At 48.9% G+C, this 22,133-nt stretch carries 16 protein-coding genes and 7 tRNA genes; 17 read left to right on the top strand and 6 right to left on the bottom strand.

Annotated features, from left to right (window positions below; genetic code table 11):
* The first annotated feature begins 152 nt into the window (after positions 1 to 152).
* Together istA and istB are read left to right on the top strand one after the other, a co-directional pair.
* Positions 153 to 1,670: an IS21 family transposase gene (istA, locus tag J9260_RS12220; RefSeq protein WP_210218028.1), complete on the top strand. Its 1,518-nt coding sequence runs from the start codon at positions 153 to 155 to the stop codon at positions 1,668 to 1,670.
* Positions 1,663 to 2,415, top strand: coding sequence for an IS21-like element helper ATPase IstB (gene istB, locus J9260_RS12215; RefSeq protein WP_210218027.1), 753 nt, complete (start codon positions 1,663 to 1,665; stop codon positions 2,413 to 2,415). Before istA ends, istB begins: the two co-directional genes overlap by 8 nt.
* A gap of 136 nt (positions 2,416 to 2,551) precedes the next feature.
* On the opposite strand, the gene J9260_RS12210 is transcribed toward istB, so the two are convergent.
* The 6 genes from J9260_RS12210 to J9260_RS12185 all read right to left on the bottom strand — a co-directional run bounded on the left by J9260_RS12210 (position 2,552) and on the right by J9260_RS12185 (position 10,522).
* Positions 2,552 to 3,511, bottom strand: a complete 960-nt coding sequence (locus J9260_RS12210; protein ID WP_210218026.1) for a response regulator — start codon at positions 3,509 to 3,511, stop codon at positions 2,552 to 2,554.
* A 19-nt stretch (positions 3,512 to 3,530) separates the two neighbouring features.
* Positions 3,531 to 6,431 (bottom strand): hybrid sensor histidine kinase/response regulator, encoded by a 2,901-nt coding sequence (locus J9260_RS12205; RefSeq protein ID WP_210218025.1) that lies wholly within the window; start codon positions 6,429 to 6,431, stop codon positions 3,531 to 3,533.
* Between the two features lie 4 nt (positions 6,432 to 6,435).
* On the bottom strand, positions 6,436 to 8,271 hold the full coding sequence (locus J9260_RS12200) for a methyl-accepting chemotaxis protein (protein ID WP_210218024.1): 1,836 nt from the start codon (positions 8,269 to 8,271) through the stop codon (positions 6,436 to 6,438).
* Positions 8,272 to 8,291: 20 nt separating this feature from the next.
* The gene (locus tag J9260_RS12195; protein WP_246499425.1) at positions 8,292 to 9,566 is read right to left on the bottom strand and encodes an ABC transporter substrate-binding protein; all 1,275 of its coding nucleotides are present in this window, start codon (positions 9,564 to 9,566) and stop codon (positions 8,292 to 8,294) included.
* A 23-nt stretch (positions 9,567 to 9,589) separates the two neighbouring features.
* The gene (locus tag J9260_RS12190) at positions 9,590 to 10,069 is read right to left on the bottom strand and encodes a chemotaxis protein CheW (protein WP_210218023.1); all 480 of its coding nucleotides are present in this window, start codon (positions 10,067 to 10,069) and stop codon (positions 9,590 to 9,592) included.
* 66 nt (positions 10,070 to 10,135) lie between these two features.
* Positions 10,136 to 10,522, bottom strand: a complete 387-nt coding sequence (locus J9260_RS12185) for a response regulator (protein WP_210218022.1) — start codon at positions 10,520 to 10,522, stop codon at positions 10,136 to 10,138.
* 333 nt (positions 10,523 to 10,855) lie between these two features.
* Between J9260_RS12185 and J9260_RS12180 the strand changes: the two genes are divergently transcribed.
* From J9260_RS12180 to J9260_RS12110, 15 genes are all read left to right on the top strand, one after another.
* A tRNA-Pro gene (locus J9260_RS12180) sits at positions 10,856 to 10,932 on the top strand.
* A gap of 25 nt (positions 10,933 to 10,957) precedes the next feature.
* Positions 10,958 to 11,033 (top strand) — tRNA-Arg (locus J9260_RS12175).
* Positions 11,034 to 11,064: 31 nt separating this feature from the next.
* Positions 11,065 to 11,140, top strand: a tRNA-His gene (locus J9260_RS12170).
* Between the two features lie 108 nt (positions 11,141 to 11,248).
* Positions 11,249 to 11,333, top strand: a tRNA-Leu gene (locus tag J9260_RS12165).
* A 73-nt stretch (positions 11,334 to 11,406) separates the two neighbouring features.
* Entirely contained in the window at positions 11,407 to 12,711 is a 1,305-nt protein-coding gene (tig, locus tag J9260_RS12160) for a trigger factor (protein WP_210218021.1), read from the top strand.
* Positions 12,712 to 12,738: 27 nt separating this feature from the next.
* On the top strand, positions 12,739 to 13,353 hold the full coding sequence (gene clpP / locus J9260_RS12155; protein ID WP_210218020.1) for an ATP-dependent Clp endopeptidase proteolytic subunit ClpP: 615 nt from the start codon (positions 12,739 to 12,741) through the stop codon (positions 13,351 to 13,353).
* Between the two features lie 238 nt (positions 13,354 to 13,591).
* On the top strand, positions 13,592 to 14,875 hold the full coding sequence (clpX, locus tag J9260_RS12150; protein ID WP_210218019.1) for an ATP-dependent Clp protease ATP-binding subunit ClpX: 1,284 nt from the start codon (positions 13,592 to 13,594) through the stop codon (positions 14,873 to 14,875).
* A gap of 87 nt (positions 14,876 to 14,962) precedes the next feature.
* The gene (lon, locus tag J9260_RS12145) at positions 14,963 to 17,386 is read left to right on the top strand and encodes an endopeptidase La (RefSeq protein WP_210218018.1); all 2,424 of its coding nucleotides are present in this window, start codon (positions 14,963 to 14,965) and stop codon (positions 17,384 to 17,386) included.
* A gap of 133 nt (positions 17,387 to 17,519) precedes the next feature.
* The gene (locus tag J9260_RS12140; RefSeq protein WP_485129800.1) at positions 17,520 to 17,837 is read left to right on the top strand and encodes an HU family DNA-binding protein; all 318 of its coding nucleotides are present in this window, start codon (positions 17,520 to 17,522) and stop codon (positions 17,835 to 17,837) included.
* A 16-nt stretch (positions 17,838 to 17,853) separates the two neighbouring features.
* A tRNA-Val gene (locus tag J9260_RS12135) sits at positions 17,854 to 17,929 on the top strand.
* 12 nt (positions 17,930 to 17,941) lie between these two features.
* Positions 17,942 to 18,018, top strand: a tRNA-Asp gene (locus J9260_RS12130).
* A 52-nt stretch (positions 18,019 to 18,070) separates the two neighbouring features.
* Positions 18,071 to 18,147: transfer RNA gene (locus J9260_RS12125), tRNA-Asp, on the top strand.
* 112 nt (positions 18,148 to 18,259) lie between these two features.
* A complete protein-coding gene (locus J9260_RS12120; RefSeq protein ID WP_210218016.1) occupies positions 18,260 to 20,143 on the top strand; it encodes a SurA N-terminal domain-containing protein in 1,884 nt (627 codons plus the stop codon).
* Positions 20,144 to 20,152: 9 nt separating this feature from the next.
* Positions 20,153 to 21,445 carry a tRNA (N(6)-L-threonylcarbamoyladenosine(37)-C(2))-methylthiotransferase MtaB gene (mtaB, locus tag J9260_RS12115; protein ID WP_210218015.1) on the top strand — a complete coding sequence of 431 codons (1,293 nt, stop codon included), beginning with the start codon at positions 20,153 to 20,155 and terminating at the stop codon, positions 21,443 to 21,445.
* A complete protein-coding gene (locus J9260_RS12110; RefSeq protein ID WP_210218014.1) occupies positions 21,442 to 22,032 on the top strand; it encodes a hypothetical protein in 591 nt (196 codons plus the stop codon). The genes mtaB and J9260_RS12110 overlap by 4 nt, the downstream gene beginning before the upstream one ends.
* The last annotated feature ends 101 nt before the right edge of the window (positions 22,033 to 22,133 follow it).

Here is a 22,133-nt window from a genome sequence, read left to right as displayed (position 1 = left end):
CGTTCACAGTCTTGTGACGGGGCTTTTTTTTTGTCCGAAAGCATTCCGATAATACTCTTCCTATTCCGCGACAATTATCTTGTCCGGTCGGCGACAATTACGGTGGCCGGTTGAGTTGGTAGACTCAGGCGTATTTCTCTAAGGAGAAACCGATGCCTGGATTCCCGACCAATACTCAACAATACAGGCTCTATATGAAACTCCGAGAAGCAGGACTCACGCAAGTGAGTGCCGCCGTTAAGGCTGGCCTTTCCGAACGGACAGGCCGCCGTCTTGAACAACCCAGCCATGTCCCACCCGGCGGACAGCCAGCCCCACGAAGCTGGCGTACCCGTACTGACCCACTGGCGGGTGTTTGGGAAAGTGAGCTGGTTCCCTTACTGCAAGACAACCCTGAACTGTTGCCCAAGACCTTGTGGGAATACGTGTGCCAGCGTTACCCCGACCAGTATGACAGCAAGGTGGAACGCACCTTACAACGCCGCATCAAGGCGTGGAAGCTGCAACACGGCAAACCGCTGGAGGTGATGTTTTTGCAGCACCATGAACCGGGGCAGCAAGGTATTTCTGACTTTACCCAACTCAAGCCCAACGGGATCACGCTCAAGGGGGAAGCGTTTGCCCACCGCTTTTACCATTACCGGCTGGTCTACAGCGGCTGGTGCCACGTGAAGGTCATTTGTGGTGGCGAGAGCTATGAGGCATTGGCAACCGGCTTGCAGGATGCATGGTGGCGCAGCGGCGGCACACCCCGCGAGCACCGTACCGACAGCCTGAGTGCGGCCTACAACAATTTGGTTGAAGAACAGACCCTGACCCGACGTTACGCGGCGTTGTGCCGCCATTACCACGTCAAGGCCAGCCGCAACAACAAGGGCGTTGCCCATGAAAACGGGGCAGTGGAAGCTGCCCACGGGCATTTTAAACGCCGGGTGGCACAAGCATTACTGTTGCGGGGTTCCGCCGATTTTGACGCACTGGCGGATTACCAAGCGTTTGTGGATCAGGTGGTGTTGGTCATCAACAAGGCGTGTCGGACACGCTTTGAGGAGGAGAAGCCGCATTTGCGCCCGTTACCCCGGCAACGCACCAATGACTATGCAGAACACCCGGTTATGGTTTCCAGCAGCAGTACCATCCGCTTCAAACGCATCACTTACACCGTCCCTTCCCAGTGGGTGGGTACGCCATTGTTGTTGCTGGCCTATGACGAACGGCTGGAGTTGTACCACAGCACCGTCCATTTGCTGACACTGCCGCGCTTGTATGCACCCAAAGGCGGCAATGGGCGTTGCGTCAATTACCGCCATGTGATTGATTCGTTGGTGCGTAAGCCTCAAGCGTTCCGCTGTTCACAAATCCGCGATGACCTATTGCCTAACGCCGACTACAAGGCCATCTGGGCGCAGGTGGATGCCACTTTGCCACCCACAGAGGCCAGCCGTTACCTAGTCAAGCTGCTGTATTTGGCTGCCCAGTCAGGTCAAGAGTTGGCCATCGGGCAGTTTGTCATGCAACACCTGCACAGCTCCGCGTTGCCCAGCATTGCGCAGTGCCGTGAGCGGTTCGCCCCGGAAACCCCCAGCGGTGTCCCGCTGATCCAGTCGCATACTGTGCCATTGGCAGCTTACGATGCCCTCTTGGGTGTTACAGGGGTTGCCCATGGCTAGCTTGGAAGCACTGCCCATCTTGTTGAAGGAACTGCGCTTGTCCACCATCGGCAAGTGTTGGGAAGCACTCGCGCAACAGGCGTTGGACGGGCAATGGTTGCCACAACAATACCTTGCCGCATTGTGTGAGGAAGAAGTCAATGAACGCTACCAACAACGCCTGAAACGTTACTTGCACGAAGCCCAGTTACCCGCAGGCAAACGCCTGTCACACTTTGACTTTAGCGCAGTCCACGGCATCAAGGCCAACCAAGTCAAGGCATTGGTCGAGCAACCCCAATGGGTCAAACAGGCGCATAACCTGCTGCTGTTCGGCCCCAGTGGCATCGGCAAAACCCATCTGGCGTGCGGCATCGCCGCAGGCTTGCTGGAAAAGGGCTTCCGCGCCAAATTCTTCAGTGCCACCGCTCTCGTCCAGCAATTGCAGCAGGCCAAGGAAAAACTGTTGCTGGCAGAGATGTTGTTGCGCCTTGACCGTTACGAAGTGTTACTGCTGGATGACATCGGCTATGTCAAAAAGAGCAACCAAGAAACCCAAGTGCTGTTTGAACTGATTGCCCACCGCTATGAAACTGGCTCACTCATCATCACCTCCAATCATCCCTTCAGCGAATGGGGGCAGATATTTGAGGACAACATGATGACCGTCGCCGCCATTGATCGGCTCGTCCACCATGCCACCATTTTGGAATGCCAAGGGGAGAGTTACCGCCGACAATCTGCCATGAACAGGAGGCAAAACTAATCCACTTTCACACGACAACTAACCGGACAAGATAGTTGTCGCCGACCGGACAAAGTAATTGACGCGGCATACTCTTCCGTTTAACGCGCACAATCAAAAGGGCGTGTATCCACGCCCCTCCAATAAATTATCCAGATCAGCGTGCGAAGTTAGTTAACCATTTAGATACACGTTTTAATGTTTGCTGAAACTGCTCGTGTTTGACGGGTTTTGTTAGGTAGGTAGATGCACCAGCGATAACCCCTTGGACTTCATCTAACGGGGATGTTTTGCCGCTTAACATGATGATTGGGGTCTTTTTCATGTTTTTACGTGAGCGCATCTGACGGCAGACTTCGTAGCCATCAATGCCCGGCATGATAATGTCTAAAAATACCAAATCGTACAGTTTACCTTGCGACTTTTCTAAAGCTTCTTCGCCTGTTTCTGCAAATTCCGCTTTAATTTGTGCGTTGCGTAACTCAATTTCTAGTTGCTTACGTATAGCGGCACTGTCATCAACGACTAATGCAAGGTAGAGATAGGAATCTGCTGTTTCGGCTTCTGTTACTACGTCTTCGCAAATCGCTTCCGGCGTAGCATTATTCGCTAATGTTATTGGTTCGGAAACTTCAGTTTCAGTCTTAGCTTGTTCAACTACTTGCTCTGCTTCTACTACTGCTTCAGCTATCGGCGGAATTATTTCTGGTTTGGATATAAGTTCTGGTGTACTGATCGCTTGTGTAATTGTTTCAGGCGGTGACTGCGGAATATGTTCCTCAACTACAGGAGCAGGAATCGTGGCAGTCGGGCGTGATTTGGACAGGGTTGCAGCATCATCTAACATGCGCATCACCCGTGTTACCAGTAAGGGGCGTGCTAATACTAAATCGCAGCCTGCGCTGCCAGCGTCCCCAATACGAATACTGACGGCACTGTGAGTGGGGAGCGGAGTATCATCTGAGGCAACTACAATGTGGGCATCTCCGAGGTTAGCGTGTAATGCATAAGGTTTACCTTGTGAAGCCCCAAAGGTGATTACACGTTGGATGACCGCTTGATCTTTATCCGGTAACTCGAACAGGCAAATGCTAATTTCTTGTTTTGTCGTGGGCATTGGTTGTTTCTCCGTCCGCTTAGGCCGCCAATTGCGTGCTAAGCCACTTCTGTAATTGTGTTTTCAGGGTTTCATGGTCAACAGGTTTGGTTAAGTAACCATCTACTCCAGCTTGTTGAGCCATTTCTCTGTGTTTTTGCGTACTGCGTGACGTTACCATGATGATGGGGACGTGGCGTTTTTCAGGCCATATCCGTACTGCTTGCGTCATTTCTAACCCATTCATGCGTGGCATTTCCAAGTCGGTGAGAATGAGCTCGACTGCTTGTGAATGCAGGTGCTGTAAGGCATCTAAACCATCAACAGCGGTAATCGACCGATAGCCTAATTGTTCAACCATTAAGCTCAGTGATTTACGGTTGCTGAGTGAATCATCAACGATGAGGATGGCTTGACGTGCCGGAGCCTTGTCACTTTTGGTTTGTGCAGTCTGTGTTGATTTGAGTAAGCCGTGTTCAAGGTTACGCAATAAACGCAGTGTATCGAGTACCGGCGCAACTTCACCATTGGCAAGAATACACGCACCACTAACACCCTGTGCCGTGTTTAACCAAGTTGGTAAGTTTTTAACAACGATGTCACGTGGTTGTAAAATGTCGTCAACGTGTACTGCGTAGGTTTTATTTTCGCTGGCGATGATTAGCAACGAATGGCCTTGGGTTAAATCTGGTGCTTCGCTATACCAGCCAAATAAGCGCGCTAATTGTAGTACTTCCAATTTTTGGGTCTGGTGTTCGATGTACCACGTGCCATCTTCACTGATATTGTCGGTTGATGCGACGTATAACACCTGTTGAATGGTATTGCCGGGAATGGCAATCAGGTTGCCAACCGTGCGTACTAATAGCGCGTTAGTGGCAATCAGCGTCAATGGCACTTGAATGTGTACACTCGTGCCTTTTCCTGCTTGGCTGCTGAGGTGCAGTAAACCTTGCAAATCTTCCACCGCACTTTGCACAACATCCATGCCGACACCACGTCCTGAAATGTCGCTAACTTGTTCGCGTGTGGTAAAGCCCGGTTGCAAAATTAAGCGTAACATTTCTGCTTCACTGAGATCTTGGCCTTCTTTTAGCAAATCACGTTCAATCGCACGCCGCCGAATACGCTCAACATCAAGTCCTTGACCATCATCGCTGAGGGTCATGTGAATATGATTGCCTTTTTGCTCAAAACGCAATTCGATGACACCTTCTGCGGGTTTTTGTTGCGCTTGGCGTTGTTCGGGCGTTTCAATGCCGTGGTCGACGGCGTTACGCAGCATGTGTAATAGCGGCGCGGTCAAACCTTGCAAAATATCGGTATCGACTTGTAAGTTTTGTCCGATGATTTTGATATTGGCTTGTTTATTGGTGCGTCGACAGGTTTCGCGCACGGTACGTTCTACCCGTGCGGCAATAGATTGCACGGGAATCAAGCGCGTCCGTAAAATCGTTTCACTGAGCTGACGTTGCAAGCGTTGTTGCTGGTAAACCTGATCCGAAATTTGGCGAATTTGTTGCTGTAAGCTGTAAGTCATTTCACGGCTGTCAGCAACGGATTCGGTCAATAGGTTGGTGGTACTGTAAAGGTCGTTGTAACCTTCCAATTCGAGGTGGTCGAAATCGCTGGCACGGTCGCTGGGTTTAACCAGTTTTAAATTGTTTTGGCGATTCAGCTTGGTTGATTGCTGATCTATGGTTTCGCTCAGTTCATCCAGCATTTGACGGATATGTTCGTCCTGCTGCTGCAATTGCTTGCCAAACTGCAAAGTGCGTTGGGCATTTTCTGCAATTTGACTGGTAGAGGTAATGAGTTCCCCCGCCAAGTTCAGCAAACGTTGAACGGTTTCCATCGGTACGGCGAGGTGAGTACTGCTGCTGCGCGGAATGTCGGCAGTTGGCGCATCTTCTTCGACCAGTTCACCATTGCCTACACCGGCTTGGGTAATGAATTCCGGTAGTACAATGGTATTTTCTGTGAGCAAATCATTGCCAAGTTCATCCGGTGATTCGCTCGCTTCTTCGTCATAAAGGGTTGGCGCGGGTTCGGTGGTAATGCGCTGTTCCCATGCATCCATGTCCGCTAATAGCGTGGCATATTCATCAGGAACCGTTTTGCCTTCTTGCAAATGCTCAAACAAGGATTCTAAACAGTCGGCGCAAGCCCCAAGTGTGTCGCCCAAACCTTGATTTAAGTAGCCGCTGATATTGAGGTCGAGGATGTCTTCAAGACGATGGGTAAAGGCGGTAATGGCTTCCACCCCGACAACCCCGCTGGCTCCTTTGATAGTGTGCGCTAAGCGGGCAGCGTGGCGTTTTTGCTCACTGGTACTGTTACCTTTGGCGATCACATGAATCAGGCGTGCGGCTTCGGCAATTTGCCCGGGTGTTTCCTGTAACCAAGCGTCCAGCAGTTCAGGGTGAATATCCGCATCCCATGCTAAAGGATTTGCACCAGCATCCGAAGTGCCATCGTCGGTTGCGTGTGCCGCTTCATCTTCGTCTTGTTGTGCGTGCAGGGCATCGGTGCGCAAATTGATCAGTAATTGCTGGAGCAATTCCGCCGGAATACTTTCAGGCCATGCTTCGCTGAGTAATTCTGAGCTAATCGCTGGCAGGTGAGAGAGTTCTTCGGGTTCGCGTAACGCAATCGCGGTGAGTTCAATCCAGTTAAATAATTGACCTTCTTGTAACAACTCCAAGATGGCTTCGGGCAGTGTCGCCTGAAAACTGGTGAGAATGCCGTGTATCCATTCTGCTACCTGTTGAATGCCCTGTTTATCAAACATCGCGGCAGTCATGCCTAAACGTTCGTATTCAGCAACGATACGTTCTGCGAGGTCGGCTATGTCTGCTGGATCTTCAACCAGAGGATCCAGCGTCGAAAGCTGGAGAGCAACCTCTTCCAGCTCTTCGGCAAAGGCAATAGTGTCATCCATAGGCTTACGCTTCCAGTTTGAAGACGTTAACCGATTTCACCAAACTCTGACCGTATTCGGCCATGTTGCGGGTCAAACCGGTGAGGGACAGTAACTCTTTACCCGTTGCTTGGGTGGATTCGAGAATGCGCTCAGCGCGGTTTTGCAAGTCCTTACTTACAGCTACCTGTTCGGCGGAAGCGGCGGCAATTTGTTCAACAGAGGTAACTAATTGGTTGGTTGCATCCAATGTTGCTTGCATCTGTTGTGCAGCTTCTTCAGCCAAGGTGGAACCACTGACTACTTGCGCAATGGTGTTATCCATCGTAGCGATGGTGGTGTTGGCTTCCTGCTGAATGTTACGTACCAAGGTGGCGATTTGGTTGGTGGAATCGCGTGAGCTTTCTGCCAAGCGTTGAATTTCTTCCGCGATCATGGAGAAGCCGCGTCCTGCATCACCTGCGGCGGTGGCCTGCATACTAGCATTGAGTGCCAGTACCGTGGTGCGTTCGGACAGGTTATTGATTACGTCAATGATTTGGCTGATTTCTTGGGAACGTTCACCAAGACGCTTTAAGCGTTTGCCGGTTTCTTGTACGGTGTCGCGAATGTTGGTCATGTTTTCCACGCTTCGGGAAACGGTTTCTTGCGCGTGGCGTGTCGTGCTGGACGTGGTATCTGCAACTTGGTTCGCTTGTTGTGCGGAGACTGCAATATCATCCAAACGTTGCAGCATGGATTCCAATTGCGTGGCAGTTTCTTCAGCTTCAGCTTGTTCTGACTGTGCCAGTGCGTTAACGGAAAGTGCGTAACGGTTTACGTCTTGGGATGCACTTTCTACCGAGGTAGCAACGTCACGAACCTGTTTCAAAACATCGGTGGTATCTTCTGCCAATTGGTTAATCGCATCGGCGAGTGGGCCGGTAGCATCTTCAGTTACTTTTGCGCGGACGGTCAGGTTACGTTCGCTCAATTCAAATACCGCATTCAGTAATGAGCTAACTGATTGGTTTAATTGGCGGTGATCACGGTCAATTCGTGCCTGAGTGGCGATACGTTCTTCTACCATTCGGTCAAAGTTTTCACCCATTTCCGCGAGTTCATTATTACCATGTAATTCAACCCTTGCCTTCAAGTTACCAGAGGAAATCTGGCGCATTGTGCTGGTCAGTTTTTCGATGGAGTCGGAAATGGATTGATAAATAAAGTAACCCAAGCCTGCGGAGAGTAATGTCCCCACCAAGATAAGCGCGATGCCAATCGTCAAGAAGGTACTGAGGTTTTCTTGCGCTGATAAGAAGGCGGTTTCAGCTAATTTAATGTCGCGTTCTACTTCTTTGTGGATGCTGTCACGCAGCGGTTTGGTGTCAGCATCAATGTCATTTTGTAGGTAAAGTTCCAGTTTGTTACGGTCTTCTGATTGTAACAAGACTTTACTTTCGTTCATGGCTTTGAACAGTTTTTCGATTTCTGTCAGTGCGTTTAAGGTTTGTTCGTCCTTGGCAGCAATCGTGGTGGCTTTGGCTTGGCGGTACAGGGGTAAGATGTTTTCGCGAACATCGGATTCCAGTTTAGTAACGGTTTTCAGGCCGTCGTCCCATGTCCGGCTGCCAATTTGTACTTCGTGGAGCAGTGCTACGTAATCGCGCTGCATCCGGCGGATAATCTTATTACCCTTGTCGATAGCAGCAACGTTGTTATTAATGTTTTCCAAAGCCGCGCGGTTTTGGTTAAGTGCCGTTACCGCAAAGCTCCCTGTAATAAACAGAATCGCCAAGGGAATGAAAATCAGCATATAGATACGGCGGGCAACCGATAAGTTATTGAAAAAAGAAATTTTCTGAATTGTTGTATTCGCCATAAGTCTATCTCCCTTGGTGATCAATTTGTTTTGGTTTCGCTGGGCTTAACCCAGTTGCGCCATGCAGAATCCGGCATGGTTAGCCATTTGTCCTGAGACAGCACCGTCATTACAACCAGATCAGAACCTTGGTTGTCGTTGCTGAAATCCATATTTAAGCCGCCTAGATCAAAGCTTTGCCCTTTGATTGCCGCCAAAAAATTGCTACGGGTGAGTGGTTTACTATCCGTTTCCAGTTTGCGCAAACCATGTAGCAATAGCTTGCCAACGATATAGCCTTCTTGTGAAACGTAGCCGTATTCCTTACCTAATGCTTGGCGTGCTTCTTGAACAATGGGTAAATCGCTATCCGGTAACGGCACCACCTGCGTCATGACGACCCGGTCGCTTACGTCAAATTTACTGAGTGCTTTGAGAAAGGAATCCGCGCCAGTAAAAGAAACCGCGCTGAAAATCCACGGTTCTGCCTTAGAGTGTGCGTAAGCAACAAAACGGGCAATGGACTCGTAAGTACCAACCGTAACAATCAGTTGGCAGTTTGTACCCTGTTGTTTTTCCCATGCTTTGAGCGAATCGTAACCATCACGCGCAATAAAGGTATTGCGGGCATACACTCCAACCGGGCCTTTATTATTACGGGCAGGCTCTTCGCCTTCCATCGCAAGAATATCGTCCAATGCTTTCAGCGTCGCAGGCTCGCCTTTTGCGTCCTGCAATGCGTCACGAATTCCCATTACGCCAGCCATTCCGTAAGCATCATTTTGGACATACGCACAAACACCACTAGCAGGAATCCCGTGTTGAAGGGCTTTGCTGATGACTGCTTTAGTTTCTTGCACATAACTGGCACGAAAATTCAGAATGTCGCCTTTTCCGGGGCGCAATAAGCCAGCACCAGTAAAAAAGCCAACCGCTGGTATCTTGTGTTGTTCCAATAAGGGCAGGGCGGCTTTGCTGGTCGGTGTGCCTACATTACCGGCGAATGCGAGGACTTTTTGCTCGATAAGTTTTTGAGTGGCTTCGACAGTTTTTTCAGGTGTGTAAGAATCGTTGGCAGCCAGAAAACGCACTTTGCGGCCTGCAACCGTTTGGCCTTCCAGTGCGGCTTCGATACCTGCTTTCATCCCAAGACCTAGACCGCTGGAACGTCCTTCCAGATCCATAACTCCGCCGATCATAATTTCATTATCAGTAACGCCATCTTCAGCGTAGGTTGCGGTGAACGGTAAACTGATACCTAAGGCCAAAAAGCTAAACATCCATGTGGCGGTCAAATCTTTGTATTTATTCTGCATACCTTTCTTCCTTAAAAGTGTGACTAGCGGTTGGTGGTTTGCCGGATTTGTCGTAATAGTCTGCCATGATCGGCTGCCAGCAGCGTTTGTCCATTGTGCTGTAGCGTGTGAGGTATCCAGCTTGGTAAATTTTCCGGGGTGTATTCCGTTAAATCTGCGTCGGAAAGCTTGAGTTGGCGTGGGAAACCATCGCACGTCAAAATAATCGGAGAAAACTGAGGATGCTGAATCAGCAATAATTGCGTTTGATGGGGCGCGGGCTTACCCAGCACGACTTTATGCATATCCATGACGGGAAACAAATCCCCACGCAGGCTCACCAATCCGGCACACCAATCAGGTGCGAAGGGCAGGGCGTGAATCGTCTGTGTGGTTAATACTTCTGCTGTTAGCGTAGCTTCCAATAAAAGGGTATGTGCGCCAATACGGTAACAAAACCGACTGATCAATGGTGCAGACGTTTCGGAAATCGTCGCACCCCTCGCTTGTTGTTCATCTCCCACGCTGGCCTCCTCTTTAATGCCAGAAAGGGTTAATTTTTTTCTTATTTTAGAAGGGTTTTTATCTTGTCAAAGTGCCGCAATTTGCTGCAAGACATCTTCTTCTTTGTAAGGCTTAACGATATAGGCCGTAGCCCCCAGTTTTGCCGCCCATTGTTGATCCACGGGGTTGGACTTACTGGAAACCATAACAACAGGGATATGCTGTGTTGCTGCATTGCGTTTCAATGCGCGGCACGCTTGGTAGCCATCGCCATCATCCATAATAATGTCTAGCATGATCAGGTCAGGTAGTTCTGTCTCTGCTAATGCCTTGGCTTCATTGCCAGACTGCGCGGTTATCACTTGAAAGCCAGCCGCTTCAAGAATGTGTAATAAGTTTAATCGCTCTGTATTGGAATCGTCTGCAATCAATATCTTACGGATGACTGCTGCTTCTTTTTGTGCACTCAACATGGTTTATCCCTTTCAATACTCGGTCACTAATAGTCGCTGTCCTGCGTAATCATTGTCCTGACTGCGTGGCCTAGACAAATTCTTGCCGAACAATGTTTATAGTCAATCAAATCTCATTAAGCAAACTAATTTCTACCGAAAGGTGGATATTGTTGACAGGCTGACGTTTTGCTTGTGATGGCAATATCAGCAGTATGAGGTGCAGGTTGGGGATTGCAGCGATCTTGCATGAAAAAAACCGGGTATAGGGCTTGACGCAAAAGCACGGGCTACGTATAGTTCGCGCTCTTGATTGAGGAATGCTTACATTAAGTGACATGCCTTAACTTTCGTCGGAGTATAGCGCAGCCTGGTAGCGCACCTGTTTTGGGTACAGGTGGTCGGGGGTTCAAATCCCTCTACTCCGACCATTCCCTATTTTTGATCTACAACGCTGCGCCCGTAGCTCAACGGATAGAGCAACGGCCTTCTAAGCCGTAGGTTGCAGGTTCGAGCCCTGCCGGGCGCGCCATTTATGCCCGACAGTGTGAACAGTTTCAGTGGTGGCTGTAGTTCAGTTGGTAGAGCACCGGATTGTGATTCCGGTTGTCGTGGGTTCGAGTCCCATCAGTCACCCCACTTTTCCCTACTTCAAATGTTATACAATGGCACAACTGCTGTGTATAATCGCCTCCTTTATGATTCTAAGCGTCGTTTTTGCTTGGAATTTACCATTTATAGATACGTGCGAGAATGGCGGAATTGGTAGACGCACTGGTTTTAGGTACCAGCGCCGCAAGGCGTGAGAGTTCGAGTCTCTCTTTTCGCACCACCTCTACTTCCTTGAATTTAATGATGAATTGCCCTGCCTCGTGAAATGGCAGGCCCGTAAACGAGGTTTTTACATGCAAGTTTCTCTCGAAACAACTGGTAACATCGACCGCAAAATGACTGTGACGCTCCCTGCGGTACAGATTGATCAAGAAGTTGAGAAGCGTCTGAAAGCGATGGTCGGTCGTGTGCGCATTGATGGTTTCCGTCCCGGCAAAGTGCCTTTTCCTGTGGTGAAAAAACGTTACGCGGATGGCGTGCGCTACGAAGTTGTGGAAAAATTACTCGGTTCGTCCTTCCAAGAAGCGGCAAGCCAAGAAAAATTGCGCGTTGCGGGTTTGCCTGAAATTGATCTGAAAAGCATGATGGAAGAAGGCAAGGATTTGGAATACGTCGCTAGTTTCCAAGTGTATCCTGAAATCACCATTGCTGGTGTTGACACCTTGGCAATTAGCCGTCAGGTTGCGGAAGTGACGGATGCTGATCTCGATAAGATGATCGAAACTATCCGCACCCAAAACCGTGATTGGCAAGAAGTAGCACGTGCTGCGCAAGTCGGCGACATGGTTAACGTTGATTTCGACGGTACTTTGAACGGCGAAGCCTTTGAAGGCGGTGCTGCGCAAGACTATAGCGTTGAATTAGGCGTAGGCCGCATGTTGAAAGACTTTGAAGATGGTTTGGTTGGCATGAGTGCTGGCGAAGAAAAAACCATTGATGTGGCTTTCCCTGATACTTACCATGCAGAGAACCTAAAGGGTCAAACGGCGCAATTCAAGCTGTCATTGCAGCGTGTGCGCGAAGCGGTATTGCCGGAAGTTAACGAAGATTTCATTCAGAAATTTGGCGTTGAGGGTTCATCCGTTGAAAGTTTCCGTGCTGAAGTCAAAAAGAACATGCAGCGCGAACTGGATAACAAGCTGAAAACCAACCTCAAGCAACAAGTGATGGATGGTTTGGCCGCATTACATAATGTGGATATTCCAAAATCATTGGTGCAGGATGAAATCCGCTACGTGCGTGATGAGTTTTCGCAAAATGCAGGCACTTCCGCCGATAATATCCCTGATGAGTTGTTTGCACCGCAAGCCGAACGTCGCGTGAAGTTAGGTTTGTTGGTCGGTGAAATCATTCGTCAACACGGTTTGCAGCGTGATCCTGCGCGTGTTGAAGCGATGCTGGATACCGTGGCAGCGACTTACGAAGAACCTCAAGCGTTGAAGGATTACTACCGTAGCAATCGTCAAGCAATGCAGACTATTGAAGCCGCAGTCATGGAAGAAATGATTGTTGAGTGGACATTGACGCAAGCAACAGTGACGGAAGAAACGTGTGATTTTGATAGCGTGATGAATCCTAGCAAGCAGGCAGAAGCCTGAAAACCTAAGTAGGGAAAGGTAGTTGTAATGTTTGGAAGAAATCCCATAGAGCCAAAAGCTGTCGGTGTACCGATGGTTATCGAGCAGTCGTCACGCGGTGAGCGTGCGTTTGACATTTATTCACGTTTATTGCGTGAGCGTGTCATTTTCTGTGTGGGCGAAGTCGAAGATTACATGGCCAATCTGATCGTGGCACAGTTGTTGTTCCTTGAGTCCGAAAACCCAGAGAAAGATATTCACTTGTATATCAACTCGCCGGGTGGCGTGATTACCGCAGGCATGGCAATTTACGACACCATGAAGTTTATCAAGCCACAGGTTAGTACCTTGTGCATCGGTCAGGCAGCCAGTATGGGTGCGGTGTTGTTGGCAGCGGGTGAACCAGGCAAGCGTTTTGCATTGCCACATTCGCGCGTCATGATTCACCAGCCATCGGGTGGCTCGCGCGGGCAAGCCTCTGATATTGAAATTCAAGCGCGTGAAATTCTCAAAATGCGCGAGGTTTTGAATAAGGTATTGGCGAGTCATACCGGGCAAACTGTCGAGCGTATTGAGCAAGATACGGATCGTGATAATTTCATGGATGCGGCCGCTGCCCAAGCTTACGGTCTGATTGACGAGGTATTGACGGTTCGCTCATAAATCGGAGCTTCCAATTCCCGCCTTTCATCTGAAAACAGCCTGCTTTGTCAGGCTGTTTTCGCGTTTGGGGAGGTGTTTTTTGGGATAAGAGGCGTAAAATACACACGAAAAGCGTAGTGTTCTTGTCATATGGCAAGTTAATTACAATAATAGAGCTTGAAATCATCTGGGCAGACACCAAATAGTCCCCTACGTTCACAATAGCGTGCCATAAGAGTGGCGCAGGATAGAGGTTCTGATGAGCAAAGATAGAAGAGGCGATCACGACAGCGGCAAGTTGCTGTATTGCTCTTTTTGTGGCAAAAGCCAGCACGAAGTACGCAAGTTGATTGCCGGACCTTCGGTATTCATTTGCGATGAATGCGTCGATCTCTGCAACGACATTATTCAAGAAGAAATGCATACGGCACAGGCGACAGACGATAAGTCTAACCTGCCGACACCGCGTGAGCTGAAAGCCAGCCTTGATGAGTACGTCATTGGTCAAGATTTGGCAAAGAAAGTCCTTTCCGTTGCTGTTTACAACCATTACAAACGCCTTCACAAAAAAGGTGGTAAAGATGAGGTTGAATTAGCAAAAAGCAATATTTTGTTGATTGGCCCTACCGGTAGCGGTAAGACCTTATTGGCGGAAACTTTAGCACGTTTGTTAAATGTACCATTCACCATTGCGGATGCCACGACCTTAACGGAAGCCGGTTACGTTGGTGAAGACGTTGAAAACATCATTCAGAAATTGCTGCAAAAGTGCGATTACGATGTTGAAAAAGCCCAGACAGGGATTGTTTACATCGACGAAATCGACAAAATTTCCCGCAAAGCTGAAAATCCTTCCATTACCCGCGATGTATCGGGTGAGGGCGTACAGCAAGCCTTGTTGAAACTGATTGAAGGCACGATTGCTTCTGTACCGCCGCAGGGTGGACGTAAGCACCCACAGCAAGAGTTCTTGCAAGTGGATACCCGTCATATTCTGTTCATCGTCGGTGGCGCGTTTGCAGGGATGGATAAGGTCATCAGCAACCGTACTGAAAAGGGTAGCATCGGCTTCTCCGCCAAGGTCAAGTCACCGGATGAAAAGCGTCGTTTCGGTGATGTGATTAAAGACATCGAAGCAGAAGACTTAGTGCGTTATGGTCTGATTCCTGAATTTGTCGGGCGTTTGCCGGTTGTGGCAACTTTGGAAGAATTGGATGAGGAAGCGTTAATGCAAATCCTCACCGAGCCTAAAAATGCATTGACCAAGCAATACGGTAAGCTGTTTGACATGGAAGGTGCTGAATTAGTATTCCGTGATGACGCGCTGCACGCGATTGCCCGCAAAGCAATGGAGCGTAAAACCGGTGCACGGGGCTTGCGCAGTATTTTGGAAAAAATCCTCCTTGATACGATGTACGACCTGCCTTCCGAAGAAAATGTCAGCAAAGTGGTGGTTGACGAATCTGTCGTCAACGGCGAATCCACGCCTTACCTTATCTATGAAAATGTTGAGCCGCAGCAGGTAGCAGCCGCTGGCGAATGACGTTTACTAATCCCCTCGTAGCCCTTATTCCCTTGAGGAATAAGGGTTGGGGTGAGGGGTTCCCCATATCCACAGTGAGTGATTATTATGGCTAAGACATTAATTGTTCCCGTATTGCCGTTGCGTGATGTGGTTGTTTATCCCCACATGGTTATCCCCTTATTCGTTGGACGTAATAAATCCATCCACGCGCTTGATATTGCGATGGATAACGGCAAACAAGTGTTATTGGTTGCCCAGAAAAGTGCTGAAGTCGACGCGCCTGATCTGAACGACGTGCATACTGTCGGAACGCTCGCGACGATCTTGCAACTACTCAAATTGCCCGATGGTACTTTGAAGGTGCTGGTCGAAGGCTTAGAACGTGCCGAAATCATTGCGATTGAACAAGACGGTGATTTTTCTTCTGCTGAAGTCGAAATTTGCGCCTCACTAGTTAACGATACCCGCAAAGTTGATGCCTTAAGCCGTTCATTGGTGGGATTGTTTGAACAATACGTCAAATTAAATAAAAAAGTACCGCCAGAAATCTTATCGTCGCTGTCTAGTATCGACGATCCCGTGCGTTTGGCGGACACTATCGCTGCGCATTTAGGGCTGAAAATCGCTGAAAAGCAGAAAGTATTGGAGATGCTGGACGTTGAAGAGCGTATTCAATACCTCATGGAATTGGTTGAAGGTGAAATTGACCTGCTTCAGGTAGAGAAAAAAATCCGTGGGCGCGTGAAACAGCAAATGGAGCGTAGCCAACGCGAGTATTACCTCAACGAACAAATTAAAGCCATTCAAAAAGAATTGGGTGAAATGGACGATGCCGCTCCCAATGAAATGGAAGAGCTGGCGCGTAAAGTTGAAAGCGCGGGTATGCCCAAAGAGGCACGCGATAAAGCTGAAGCTGAACTCAAAAAACTCAAAATGATGTCGCCAATGTCAGCGGAAGCGACGGTAGTGCGTAATTACGTCGATTGGTTGGTTGGTTTGCCTTGGAAAAAGAAATCCAAAGTTAACAATAGCCTGCCTGTTGCTGAGAAGGTCTTGAATGAAGACCACTACGGTTTGGATGAAGTCAAAGAACGTATTCTTGAGTTTTTAGCGGTGCAGCAGCGGGTTAAAAAGCTCAAAGGGCCTATTTTATGCTTAGTGGGGCCGCCGGGTGTCGGTAAAACCTCATTGGGGCAATCCATTGCACGTGCAACCGGGCGTAAATTTACCCGGATGGCTTTGGGAGGGGTGCGTGACGAAGCAGAAATTCGTGGGCATCGCCGCACCTACATCGGCTCCTTGCCAGGTAAAATTGTGCAAAACCTGTCAAAAGTTGGTACGCGCAATCCTTTGTTCCTGCTGGATGAAATCGACAAAATGTCGACTGATTTCCGGGGTGATCCGTCTTCTGCCTTGTTGGAAGTGCTCGATCCAGAGCAAAACCACACCTTCTCTGACCACTATTTAGAAGTTGATTTTGACTTGTCAGATGTCATGTTCGTGGCGACTTCAAATAGCATGAACATTCCAGGGCCATTGCTTGACCGTATGGAAGTCATTCGGATACCGGGGTATACCGAAGATGAAAAGCTGAATATTGCCCGCAATTACCTGATTCCAAAACAGATTACAGCGAATGGCTTGAAGAAAGGCGAGCTTTCCATTAGTGATGCGGTGGTACTAGATATTGTGCGTCATTACACCCGTGAAGCCGGGGTGCGTAATCTTGACCGCGAACTTTCCAAGTTGTGCCGTAAAGCAGTGAAAGATCATTTGCTCAATGGCAAAAAGAAAACTGCTATTACCCCACGTAACATTGAAAAATATTTAGGTGTTAAACGCTTTGACTACGGGCGTGTGGATGCGAAAAACCAAGTGGGACAAGTCACTGGTTTAGCATGGACTTCTGTGGGTGGCGATTTGCTGACCATTGAAAGTGCGCTATTACCGGGCAACGGCATGATCAAGAGTACCGGACGCTTGGGTGAGGTGATGAAAGAATCCATCTATGCGGCGGAAACCGTAGTGAAAAGCCGTGCTCGTAGTTTGGGGATTACCCGTAGGTTCTTACGCAAGCACAATGTTCACATCCATGTACCAGAGGGTGCTACGCCGAAAGACGGCCCTAGCGCAGGCATTGGGATGGTGACGGCAATGGTTTCAGCGATGACCCGTATTCCTGTACGTGCGGACGTTGCCATGACCGGGGAAATCACCTTGCGTGGTGAAGTTTTACCTATAGGTGGCCTCAAGGAAAAATTGTTGGCGGCGCATCGTGGTGGTATTAAGTTAGTGCTGATTCCGCGCGAGAATGAAAAAGATTTGGCAGAAGTGCCCGAAAATGTCAAAAAAGGTTTGGAAATTCGTCCGGTAAAATGGATTGACGAAGTTTTATCCTTGGCCTTGGAGCGTGTGCCGGAGGCTTTAGCCGACGACGAAGATTTGGATGATGATGATGTCAGCGCATCACCTGTCGCGGCCTTGGTTTCGTCAGAAGAGGAAGAAACCGCTCCTGCAAGGACACATTGATGCTTTAGCAGGGGAATGAAATGCTCTTGTGTGCGAGAAGTCAGTCATTTTGTTGACATATTTCAGATGTCGCTGGTATAACTGTCGGGCATTATCCGCACTGGGTGGCTCTGCTGATTTTTGAAAGGCAGGAGTGTTTCGGTTTTCTCTTAATAACGAATTCACAAGGAAACATTTTATGAATAAATCTGAACTGATTGACGCAGTATCAGCGAAAGCTGGCTTGACTAAAGCTGATACTGATCGCGCTTTTAAAGCGTTTGTAGAAGTCATCACAGAGTCTATGGCAAAAGGTGAAACCATTGCTTTGGTTGGCTTTGGCACGTTCTTAGTTCGTGAGCGTCAGGCGCGTTCTGGGCGTAATCCACGTACTGGCGAAACAATTTCTATCGAATCTGCGAAAATTCCTGCATTTAAAGCTGGTAAAGCACTAAAGGATGCCGTACAATAGCGCACTTTCCACTGACGGGTAGTTAGCTCAGTTGGTAGAGCGTCGCCCTTACAAGGCGAATGTCGGGGGTTCGAGCCCCTCACTACCCACCATTTTCATCGCGCGGAGCGGTAGTTCAGTCGGTTAGAATACCGGCCTGTCACGCCGGGGGTCGCGGGTTCGAGTCCCGTCCGCTCCGCCAATTCTTCTTAAAAGAGTGCGCCAAGCATTCTTAATCTCGTTTAAAAAATCGCGGAGCGGTAGTTCAGTCGGTTAGAATACCGGCCTGTCACGCCGGGGGTCGCGGGTTCGAGTCCCGTCCGCTCCGCCAATTTTTTATCATTCCTTCTCTCCCAGTCTTCCTGTATGATGCGTTCTTGCGCTCGTGGGGCGTGCGCATAACTTACTCATTCATCAACATTTGAAAAAAACGAACAAAGATCATGCTGCAAACAATTCATGACAAAGCCAAAGGCTGGATTGCCTATGCCATCGTTGGCATTATTACGGTTCCATTTGCGCTGTTTGGTATCAATCAATACTTTGAGGGTGGCGGCAAGCTCGCGGCAGCCGTGGTTAACGGTGAAGAAATAACCGTTCAGGCAGTCCAAAACGCATTGGTGGAAATGAAACAACAGTTTGGTGGGCAATTGCCGCCCGGCATGGACGAGGGCGCGTTAAAAACTGCTGCACTTGATTCTGTGATTAACCAAACCCTGATGCAGCAAAAAATTCGTGATGGCGGTTATCGTGCCAGCAATCAGGAAGTTGCCGATGCGATTGCGGTTATCGAAGTGTTTCAAAAAGACGGCAAGTTTGATCAGCAAACTTACGAAAACTTTTTGAAAATGCAGCGTCGTGATCCTGCTGGTTTTGAAGCACAAGTGCGCACCGACCTGTCTCAGCAGCAATTGCGTGGCTCGATTTTAGATACCGCTTTTTTGCCTAAAGCCGAAATGGAACGTTACGAATCTTTACGTAACCAGCAGCGTGAGTTAGAAACGTTTACGCTGAAAATGGCTGACTTCCAAGCGCAGGCGCAAGTCACTGATCAACAAGTTGCTGATTATTACGCACAGAACAAAGCGGCATTCATGACGGAAGAGAAAGTTCAGGTTGCTTACCTTGAACTCAAACGTGATGATTTGGCTGCAAAAGTGACCGTTGATGAAACCGCTTTACAGCAATGGTTTGACAGCAATGCCGATCACTACGCAAAACCGGAAGAGCGCACCGTGAGCCACATTTTGGTGAGCGTTGACGATCCAGCTAAAGATGCAGCGGCTAAACAACGTATTGATGCTTTGTACGCCGATATTCAGTCGGGTAAACGTACTTTTGAAGACGTGGCTAAAACCGATTCTGACGATAAGAATACCGCAGAGAAAGGCGGCTCTTTGGGTGTGGTGGTGACGGCTGATTGGGGGCCTGAATTTGCTAAAGCCGTCACTGCTTTAGAAGCGGGCAAAACTTCCGAACCTGTCAAAACAGAAGCAGGTTACGAAATTATTCGTGTAACCGCTATTAAGCCAGCAGTAGAGCAAGAATTCGCAGCGGTTAAGGCTGCGGTAGAAACCGATTATCGCAAAGAGCAAGCAGACAAAGCGTTTACCGATGCAGCGGATAAAATGCAAACCTTGGCATATGAAAACGATGGTGATTTAGCACCTGTGGCGACGGCATTGGGTTTGAGCGTGCAGCAATCAGACTGGATGACGCAAAGCCAAGGCCAAGGTGTTGCGGCTGACGAGAAAGTGCGTAATGCAGCTTTCGCGGAAGATGTGTTGAAATCAGGCAAGAATTCCGAAGCACTCGAATTAGCCGATGGTCACGCTGTGGTGTTGCGCGTCATTAATCATGAAGCTGCCGCACAAAAACCGTTGGACGCAGTGCAAGCAGACATTCGTAGTCAATTATTAGCGCAAGCTGCACGCCAGTTAACCGCACAAAAAGGCGAAGCATTGCTGGCTAAACTCAATACCACGCAAGCATGGTCAGCATTGACAGAAGTGGGTGTTGGTAGTGAAACCGCCGTCGAAAAATTTGGCGCAGTGAACCGTACCGATAGCAAATTATCCCCTGAAATCCTACAAAAAGCTTTTGCGATGAGCGCACCTGCGGAAGGTAAAGCAACTTGGGCAAGTGTTGCACTGGGTACGGGTGATTACGTGGTGATCAGCTTAAAAGCCGTAAAAGCAGGTGAAGCGAAAGCAGAAGCTGCGTCCCATGCGATATACGGTCAAAGCCTTGGAATGCGTGAATTGAGTGCGATGTTGCAAGGTTTACGCGAGTCCGCAGAGATTGTGACGCATCCTGAAAATTTATAAACGGTTGGCATGAAAGTACACCTCAAAGCGTTGGGATGCCGCTTAAATGAAGCGGAATTGGAGCAGTGGTCGCAGCAGTTTTTAGCAGCAGGTCACGAAATTGCGCCCGCTTCACAAGATGCGGATGTATTGGTGTTAAACACCTGTGCAGTGACGAGCGATGCATCCGGTAAATCACGGCGTTTAATGCACCGCTTGTATCGCGAAAATCCTGAAGCGCGACTGGTGGTGACAGGGTGTTACGCTACCTTACAAGCGCGGGAAGTCGAATCCGCGCTTGGGGTGGATTTGGTAATCTCCAATGCAGAAAAAGATCAATTGCCTCAGAAAATTATGGAAGCTTTTGAGCTGCCAGTGATGCCTGCAATGGCGATTGAGCCGGGTGAATCGCCATTGTTCTTACGTGGGCGGCATCGGGCTTTCATTAAAATTCAAGATGGCTGTCGTTACCGTTGCACCTTTTGCATCGTGACCGTGGCGCGGGGTGATGAGCGTAGTCGTACCGTTGCCGACATCGTTAACGAAATCAATACACTACATCGCCAAGGTATCCAAGAAATTGTGTTAACCGGTGTACACGTCGGTGGCTATGGCAGTGATATTGACAGTTCCTTATACCATTTGGTGCAAGAGATTTTGCGTGAAACCTCGATTCCGCGCATTCGCTTTGCCTCCGTGGAGCCGTGGGATTTACCGGACGATTTCTTTGCTTTATTCAGCAATCCACGTTTGATGCCACATATGCATTTACCGCTGCAAAGCGGTAGTGACTCGGTATTGCGGCGTATGGCGCGGCGTTGCAAGACCACTGAATTTGCAGATTTAGTGACTGAAGCACGCCGTAGCATTCCGGGTTTTAACGTGACCACCGATATTATTGTGGGCTTTCCCGGTGAAACAGACGATGAGTGGCAACAATCGCTGGCGTATTTATCGACTATTGGCTTTGGGCATATCCACATTTTCACGTATTCAGCGCGTGAAGGCACAAAAGCCGCGCGTTTGCCTGATCCCATCGCGGAAGCGGTTAAGAAACAACGCAGTCAAATTTTACACAGTCTTGCCGATAACTTGAAACGCTCATGGCTGCAACAACAATTGGGGCAATGTGTGCCGGTGCTGTGGGAATACGCTCGCCAAGAAACGGCTGGGCAGAAGCTTTATACCGGCTATACTCCTAACTACTGCAAAGTATTGGTATCAGTACCTGATAATCAAACCTTGGAAAACACCATCACGGCGACACGCCTCAATACGGTAGCTGACGATGGCAGTGTACTTTACGGGAGTTTAGAGTCATGAATTTCAAAGCATTCGGCGTGAGTCTTTGGGTAGTATTGTGGAGCGTGTTGCTCTCTGGTTGTATTTTTTCATCGGAATCACAGCAAGTACGTGAAACCACGGAAAAATTCTGGCAATCGGTGTTAGCTAAAGACATGGAAACCACGAAAACGTTGGTGACATGGGAAAGTGCCCAGTTTTTGGGGTTCTTGAGCGATAACAGCGTTTCTGCCCAACGTTTTGAAACGGGTGAAATCAAGGTTCAGGAAAATATCGCCGAAGTTGCTACGGTGCTTTACGGTGGTGAAAAAGGCGATATGATTATTCCGGTGCGTACTGTTTTGGTACGTCATCAGGAGGTCTGGCTCGTTGACGTGCAAAAAACCATGGGTTCGATGGTGAGCGGTGCGATGGGTGCGGTGGTTGAACAACTCAATACCTTTATGCAAAACGGTTTAAAAGACCTCGATCGCGCATTGTCAGATAACGTTAATCAATTGAATCAAAATCTCAAGCAGGGTATGGATCAGTTACAGAAAGACCTGACCGCTCCGCCGTCAGCCGCACCCCCTGCTCAGGCTCCCACTCCGCCTAGTAACGCTATCTAAGCTTATTTCTTATCCAAAAAAGCCCGCAATCACCGGGCTTTTTTTAATTTCTATTGCATTCAGGAACTATTCAGTTTTATATGTGCTCTTAACTGTATGCC

The sequence above is a fragment of the Thiothrix unzii genome, assembly GCF_017901175.1.
Lineage (GTDB): Bacteria > Pseudomonadota > Gammaproteobacteria > Thiotrichales > Thiotrichaceae > Thiothrix > Thiothrix unzii.
The sequence above is the reverse complement of the archived record's forward strand: the minus strand, read 5'-3'. Positions and strand labels throughout refer to the sequence as shown.

What these genes read in the sequence shown, in the direction of transcription:
- J9260_RS12120 (WP_210218016.1), top strand. Translation starts at nt 18,260, where the DNA reads ATGCTGCAAACAATTCATGACAAAGCCAAAGGCTGGATTGCCTATGCC.
- istB (WP_210218027.1), top strand. Translation starts at nt 1,663, where the DNA reads ATGGCTAGCTTGGAAGCACTGCCCATCTTGTTGAAGGAACTGCGCTTG.
- J9260_RS12110 (WP_210218014.1), top strand. Translation starts at nt 21,442, where the DNA reads ATGAATTTCAAAGCATTCGGCGTGAGTCTTTGGGTAGTATTGTGGAGC.
- istA (WP_210218028.1), top strand. Translation starts at nt 153, where the DNA reads ATGCCTGGATTCCCGACCAATACTCAACAATACAGGCTCTATATGAAA.
- lon (WP_210218018.1), top strand. Translation starts at nt 14,963, where the DNA reads ATGGCTAAGACATTAATTGTTCCCGTATTGCCGTTGCGTGATGTGGTT.
- J9260_RS12195 (WP_246499425.1), bottom strand. Translation starts at nt 9,566, where the DNA reads ATGCAGAATAAATACAAAGATTTGACCGCCACATGGATGTTTAGCTTT.
- mtaB (WP_210218015.1), top strand. Translation starts at nt 20,153, where the DNA reads ATGAAAGTACACCTCAAAGCGTTGGGATGCCGCTTAAATGAAGCGGAA.
- clpP (WP_210218020.1), top strand. Translation starts at nt 12,739, where the DNA reads ATGTTTGGAAGAAATCCCATAGAGCCAAAAGCTGTCGGTGTACCGATG.
- J9260_RS12185 (WP_210218022.1), bottom strand. Translation starts at nt 10,522, where the DNA reads ATGTTGAGTGCACAAAAAGAAGCAGCAGTCATCCGTAAGATATTGATT.
- J9260_RS12205 (WP_210218025.1), bottom strand. Translation starts at nt 6,431, where the DNA reads ATGGATGACACTATTGCCTTTGCCGAAGAGCTGGAAGAGGTTGCTCTC.
- J9260_RS12200 (WP_210218024.1), bottom strand. Translation starts at nt 8,271, where the DNA reads ATGGCGAATACAACAATTCAGAAAATTTCTTTTTTCAATAACTTATCG.
- tig (WP_210218021.1), top strand. Translation starts at nt 11,407, where the DNA reads ATGCAAGTTTCTCTCGAAACAACTGGTAACATCGACCGCAAAATGACT.
- J9260_RS12210 (WP_210218026.1), bottom strand. Translation starts at nt 3,511, where the DNA reads ATGCCCACGACAAAACAAGAAATTAGCATTTGCCTGTTCGAGTTACCG.
- clpX (WP_210218019.1), top strand. Translation starts at nt 13,592, where the DNA reads ATGAGCAAAGATAGAAGAGGCGATCACGACAGCGGCAAGTTGCTGTAT.